A 3,670-nucleotide genomic window follows, 5' to 3' on the forward strand; every position below is an offset into this window, starting at 1 on the left:
AATAATGAATACGATGTTTCCAAATAAAGATGAATTTGAATATCTCAAAGAATCTATGACTGTAAAATCATCCTATCTTCATGCGGCATTGGATGAAGCCGAGAATAGCTATGGCTCTATTGAAAACTATCTAGAAGAAGGACTTGGTGTAACAGCAGAAATACGTTCACGCTTACAGCAACTTTACTTGGAACAGGTGTGAAATCATGTCCTCATTTAAATTTAGAAACGTAACAAAAAACGAATTAAAATATAAAAAACAGCAGTAGACCAACTGAATTTAGCTAACATTACAACAATGAGGTGGCAAAAATGAAGGTTTCTTCAAAAACCGTACTTTCCTATGGGGTAGGGAGCTTGGGCCAGAATCTAATTTATATTTTAATGATCAGTTATCTTATGCTTTTTTATACAGATTATTTCGGATTATCTCCGGCAGTTGTAGGTACCCTTTTTCTTGTGGCCAGGATTTGGGATGCCATGATAGATCCTGTTATAGGAGTAATTGTAGACAATACAAAATCCAGATGGGGAAGGTTTAGACCTTATCTTCTATTTGCTCCTGTAATAATGGCTGTCTTAACGGTTCTTTGCTTTCTGCAGCCTGATATTAGCCCAACAGCCAAAATCATATATGCCTCTATCACATATGTCCTATGGGGAATGTGCTTTGGTTTAGTAGATGTGCCATATTGGGCTATGACATCTGCGATTACTGAAGATTCACAGGAAAGAACCAAGGTAATTACTATACCTCGTGTAATGGCAATTATTGCTGGAATTTGTGTAAGTGTCTTGACTCTTCCGTTTGTTAAAGCGACAAACAGCTGGGTCCCAGTGGCTGCTATTTATGCTGTATTATGTGTAGGGTTCTTCTGGATTACTTTTTATAACGTGAAGGAGCAAGTAACAGTAGCAAGAAATGAAAAATTCTCTTTTAAAGATGCCGCGCGTTTAATCGGATCGAATCGTCCGCTTTTATTGGTATTGTTGACATTGTTAATTGGAGACATGACGATGAATATTCGAAGTGCCTTCTCCGTCTATTATTTTAAATATTATTTGAATGCGGAACATTTGTTTCCGGTATTTTCTTTAGCAAGTATGCTTCCTATATTGCTCGGAGCCTTACTTGCGCCATTCGTATCGAAGCGTCTAGGGAAAAGAACAACAGCTATTATCGGAAATGTTGGTTACGGTTTGGCTCATGTTGCTTTATTCTTTGTGAGTAAAAACATCATTTTACTTTTTGCATTGAGCGGGATAGGAACTTTATTTTTCGGTATAGCGACGATTACGATGAGCGCTATGGTTGCGGATTGCGTAGAATACGGAGAATGGAAAACGGGAAAACGAGCAGAGGGAACGGTATTTTCGTCCAATACATTTCGCTCAAAATTTGCTGATGCTCTAGGAGGAGCAATGGGAGCTTATGTGTTGGGAGCTGTTGGATATATTCCGAATGGAACTCAAACAAATACTACTATGACTTGGATGCATTTATTTTTCACCCTGATTCCTGGAATATTAATGATAATTTCTGCGTTACCGCTTATGAAATACCAGTTAACAGAAGGGGTCTATGCAAAAATCCTATCTGAAATAAAAATAAGACGAACTAGTCATACATCTGGATTTAAGAATGATATAAAAGCACAATAAGTGCTGATGATTCGGACGGACTTCTGTTAAAAAACAAACAAATCGGGGGAGTAAACATGATTAATTTAAGAGAAAATCCTTTTTATTTAAGAGATCAAGATATTCGTTGGGTGAATGAAACCTTATCCTCTATGACGATTGAAGAAAAAGTCGGTCAACTATTCTGTCTTCACGGTATGGATAAGGATGAAAAGAAGTTGAAAGAAATACTAGTGACATATAAGCCTGGTGGGTTTATGTTTAGGCCAGACAAAGGACAGGCAATCCAAAGGGTTCATCGTTTTTTACAAGAGCAATCCCCTATTCCACTACTTCTTGCGGCAAATCTAGAAAAAGGAGGGAATGGCATTGCATTAGACGGGACATCATTTGCTAGTCCCATGCAGGTAGCAGCAACAGGAAACACAGAAATGGCACACAAGTTAGGGGAGATTGCATCTAAAGAAGGAAGAGCGGTGGGCTGTAACTGGTCTTTTGCACCTATAGTTGATATCGATATAAACTTTCGAAATCCCATCACTAACATTCGTACCTTCGGATCAGATATTTCCGCCGTTATAAAAATGGGAAAAGCGTATGTACAAGCCTTACAAGAAAACGGATTAGCGGCATCCGTCAAACATTTTCCAGGAGATGGTGTGGATGAAAGAGATCAGCATCTCCTGACTTCTGTTAACTCTCTATCTGTAGAGGAGTGGGATCGTACATTTGGTGTTATTTATAAGGAGTTAATTGAGGCAGGTACAAAAACGATTATGACTGGACATATTATGCTCCCTCATTATTCTAGAAAGCTTTGTCCTGGTATTAAGGAAGAAGAAATAATGCCAGCTACACTCTCTAAAGAATTGTTACAGAATTTGCTAAGAGAACAACTACATTTTAATGGTGTCATTGTCTCTGACTCTACCATGATGGCTGGGTTCACAATGGCAAAAAATCGTGAAGAGGCAATTCCTTTAACAATCGAAGCGGGCTGTGATGTACTGCTTTTTAACCGAAATGTACAAGAGGACTTTGAATTTATGATGAAGGGCCTTGAAAACGGACTGCTGACTATGGAAAGAGTAGAGGAAGCAGCCACAAGGGNNCTCTAGGTCTCCATAAAAAAGAAAAAGCAGCGTTAACTCCGAGACAAGAAGAGCTCAAAGTACTTGGCTGTCAAGAACATAAGGAGTGGGCATCCATCGCAGCAGATGATTCCATTACTCTAGTAAAAGATACTAAAGAATTACTGCCTATTTCCGCTAATCAATATCGGAGAGTTTTGTTAATTCCTGTAGAGGACACAAAATCTCAGTTGAAAAAAGAGGGATTCTACTCAGAATCCTACGCTGGAAGATTTGCAGACAAGCTGCGAACAAATGGGTTTGAGGTGGTTCTCTTTGATCCAAATCAAAATCCTGGAGCATCGTTTACGGAGCCTACGTACACAATAAAAGAACAATTTGACCTTGTTATTTATTTAGCGAATCTTCCTAATGTTAGCGTAAAGCCAACTTTGCGTCTGCATTGGTCGCCAACGCTTGCCGGCGATTTACCATGGTTCATTCAGGAAGTGCCTACTATTTTCATTTCTTTGGCTAATCCGTATCATTTATTCGATATTCCGAGGGTCCCTGTCATGATCAACTGCTATCACGCAAATGAAAACATGATTGATAATCTTTATAAGAAGTTAACAGGGGGATCCGAGTTTAAAGGAAAGAGTCCGATAGATCCGTTTTGTGGATGTTGGGATACAAGGTTTTAACTAATAATGTATTATTTGTAATGAAAGGTGCTTCACTGAGTATGTGTCTTTACACGAAATGTGTACGCTAATCCTAGTTATAAATGCTATTAAATACAGATATAGTTTCATTGCTTCATAGAGACCTAATCTATCCGCCTGTACAAATGGTACAGGCGGTTTTAACATTCAGTTGTAAAAACAGGTTTATTTCAGTTCACCTAATATAATAACGATATTCTTAATCAACTAACGCATGCTTGAGTTTAAGATCAG

The 3,670-nt window shown here is 38.4% G+C and carries 4 protein-coding genes; all 4 read left to right on the top strand.

Going from position 1 to position 3,670, the window contains the following annotated elements; translation table 11 throughout:
* Positions 1 to 202, top strand: a 202-nt coding sequence (locus V7137_RS23760) for a tyrosine-protein phosphatase (protein ID WP_335700359.1), incomplete at its 5' end; no start/stop codon positions are given.
* A gap of 110 nt (positions 203 to 312) precedes the next feature.
* On the top strand, positions 313 to 1,662 hold the full coding sequence (locus V7137_RS23765; RefSeq protein WP_335700360.1) for an MFS transporter: 1,350 nt from the start codon (positions 313 to 315) through the stop codon (positions 1,660 to 1,662).
* 176 nt (positions 1,663 to 1,838) lie between these two features.
* Positions 1,839 to 2,759 (top strand): glycoside hydrolase family 3 protein, encoded by a 921-nt coding sequence (locus V7137_RS23770; protein WP_438825627.1) that lies wholly within the window; start codon positions 1,839 to 1,841, stop codon positions 2,757 to 2,759.
* 203 nt (positions 2,760 to 2,962) lie between these two features.
* Complete coding sequence (locus tag V7137_RS23775; RefSeq protein ID WP_335700362.1) at positions 2,963 to 3,415, top strand: hypothetical protein; 453 nt, start codon at positions 2,963 to 2,965, stop codon at positions 3,413 to 3,415.
* Positions 3,416 to 3,670 lie beyond the last annotated feature (255 nt).

It is taken from the genome of Neobacillus drentensis (assembly GCF_036962765.1).
Lineage (GTDB): Bacteria > Bacillota > Bacilli > Bacillales > Cytobacillaceae > Neobacillus > Neobacillus drentensis_C.

Bases quoted from the DNA above. Each gene is read 5' to 3' on its own strand.
- V7137_RS23765 (WP_335700360.1), top strand. From the start codon at position 313: ATGAAGGTTTCTTCAAAAACCGTACTTTCCTATGGGGTAGGGAGCTTG.